The 2,371-nt window shown below is 69.6% G+C and carries 2 protein-coding genes; both read right to left on the reverse strand.

Annotation, left to right across the window (positions count from 1 at the left end):
* Window positions 1–45 precede the first annotated feature (45 nt).
* The gene (locus tag ACFC1W_RS14505; RefSeq protein ID WP_241111989.1) at window positions 46–1,047 is read right to left on the reverse strand and encodes a sugar phosphate isomerase/epimerase; all 1,002 of its coding nucleotides are present in this window, start codon (window positions 1,045–1,047) and stop codon (window positions 46–48) included.
* A gap of 30 nt (window positions 1,048–1,077) precedes the next feature.
* Window positions 1,078–2,223 (reverse strand): Gfo/Idh/MocA family protein, encoded by a 1,146-nt coding sequence (locus ACFC1W_RS14510; protein ID WP_375994017.1) that lies wholly within the window; start codon window positions 2,221–2,223, stop codon window positions 1,078–1,080.
* Window positions 2,224–2,371: the final 148 nt, after the last annotated feature.

Genomic DNA, 2,371 nt, shown 5'->3' on the forward strand with positions numbered 1-2,371 from the left:
GGTGGGATGCCTCGGGCCGAGGCATCCCACCCCCGCCTACTGGTGTCAGCGGCTGCTGAAAGCCGCGTCGAACGCCGCCTCGGGAGCGGCGAACGCGTTGCGCGTGACGAACTCGAGCGCCTCCGGGGCGCCGATGAGCCGGTCCATGCCGGCGTCCTCCCACTCGACCGAGATCGGACCGTCGTACCCGATCTGGTTGAGGGCGCGGAACGCGGCCTCCCAGGGCACGTCGCCTCGGCCGGTCGACACGAAGTCCCAGCCACGGCGCAGGTCTGCCCACGCGAGGTGCGATCCGAGCCGCCCGTTGCGGCCGTTGCCGAGGTTGAGCTTCACGTCCTTGCAGTCGACGTGGTAGATCCGGTCGGCGAACTCGAGGATGAAGTCGACAGGGTTGAGCTGCTGCCAGATGAAGTGCGACGGGTCCCAGTTGAGCCCGAACGCCTCGCGATGGCCGATCGCCTCGAGCGTGCGCACGGTCGTCCAGTAGTCGTAGGCGATCTCGGACGGATGCACCTCGTGCGCGAAACGCACGCCGACCTCGTCGAACACGTCGAGGATCGGGTTCCACCGGTCGGCGAAGTCCTGGTAGCCCGCGTCGACGGCCTCCTGCGAGACCGGCGGGAACATCGCCACGTACTTCCAGATCGACGACCCCGTGAACCCCACGACGGTCTTCACGCCCAGTTTCGCGGCGATGCGTGCGGTGTTCTTCATCTCCTCGGCCGCGCGCTGACGCACGCCCTCCGGATCGCCGTCGCCCCACACCCGGTCGGAGAGGATGTCGCGGTGGCGCTGGTCGATCGGGTCGTCGCACACCGCCTGACCCTTGAGGTGGTTCGAGATCGCCCAGACCTTGAGCCCGTTGCGCTCGAGGATGTCGAGGCGGGACTGCACGTAGGCGTCGTCATCCCATCGCCACGGGTCGAGGTGATCGCCCCAGCAGGCGATCTCGAGGCCGTCATAGCCCCACTCGCCGGCCAGCCGCGCGACCTCCTCGAAGGGAAGGTCGGCCCACTGGCCTGTGAACAAGGTGATCGGTCGCGACATTGCGGTTCCTCCGGTTCTCGGTGTTGGGGTTCAGTCGTCGGCGCGAACCCAGGTGCTCCCGGCCGCCGAGCTGCGCTCGACCGCGTCGAGCACGCGCTGGACGTGCAGTCCGTCGTCGAACGACGGCCGCGGCTGCGTTCCTTCGCCGATGGCGGTGACGAAGTCGTACACCTGGTGCGAGAAGCCGTGCTCGTAGCCGAGCATATGACCGGTCGGCCACCAGGGGGCGAGGTAGGGGTGATCGTGCTCGGTGACGAGGATGCGCTGGAATCCGAGACCGGTCTCGGGCAGCGTCGCGTCGTAGAACTCGAGCTCGTTGAGACGCTCGAGGTCGAAGGCGATCGCCCCCTTCGAGCCCGAGATCTCGATGCGCAGGGCGTTCTTGCGCCCCGTGCGGAAGCGGGTCGCCTCGAACGAGGCGAGCGCACCCGACTCCAGGCGGCCGGTGAACAGTGCGACGTCGTCGACCGTGACCGTGCCGCGCTCGGCCGAGGCCGTTCCCGACAGGCCGATCCCCTCGCCGAGCAGCGGGCGCTCCGAGACCAGCGTCTCGACGATGCCCGACACCGAGGTCACCCGTTGTCCGGTGATGTACTCGGTGAGGTCGATCGCGTGGGCGCCGATGTCGCCCAGAGCACCTGAACCGGCGAGGTCCTTGTCGAGGCGCCACGTCATCGGCCCCTCGGGATCCATGAGCCAGTCCTGCAGGTACTCCGCGCGCACCTGGCGGATCTCGCCGATGCGTCCGGCGGCGACGAGGTCGCGGGCGAACGTGGTCGCCGGAACCCGCCGGTAGGTGAAGCCGACCATCGAGCGGATGCCGCGGGCCGACGCAGCGGTGGCGGCCGCGGCCATCGCCTCGGCCTCGGCGACGGAGTTGGCGAGCGGCTTCTCGCACAGGACGTGCTTGCCGGCTTCCAGCGCCGCGATGGCGATCTCGGCGTGCGTGTTGCCCGGGGTCACCACGTCGACGACGTCGATGTCGTCGCGGGCGATGACCTCGCGCCAGTCGGTGGCTGACTCGGCCCAGCCCCATTTGCGGGCGGATGCCTCGACCGTGGCTGCATTGCGGCCCACGACGACGCTCATCTCGGGCTCGAGCGGAAGATCGAAGAAACGGGGGGCGACGCGCCAGCCCTGTGAGTGTGCGGCGCCCATGAAGCCGTGGCCGATCATGGCGATGCGGAGCGTCTCAGTCAACGCGGTGTCCTCTCTCGGGAGGTGAGGCGCGGGGGGGCCCCCCGGCGGCGGGGGCCCCCCGGCGGGGGGGGGGTTGGGTAACGGAACGCAGGGGGGTGTAAAACGAGGGCGGGGTCGTGGTGGG

The organism is Microbacterium sp. NPDC056003, from assembly GCF_042274785.1.
In the GTDB taxonomy this organism is placed as follows: domain Bacteria; phylum Actinomycetota; class Actinomycetes; order Actinomycetales; family Microbacteriaceae; genus Microbacterium.

Bases quoted from the DNA above. Each gene is read 5' to 3' on its own strand.
- ACFC1W_RS14505 (WP_241111989.1), bottom strand. From the start codon at position 1,047: ATGTCGCGACCGATCACCTTGTTCACAGGCCAGTGGGCCGACCTTCCC.
- ACFC1W_RS14510 (WP_375994017.1), bottom strand. From the start codon at position 2,223: ATGATCGGCCACGGCTTCATGGGCGCCGCACACTCACAGGGCTGGCGC.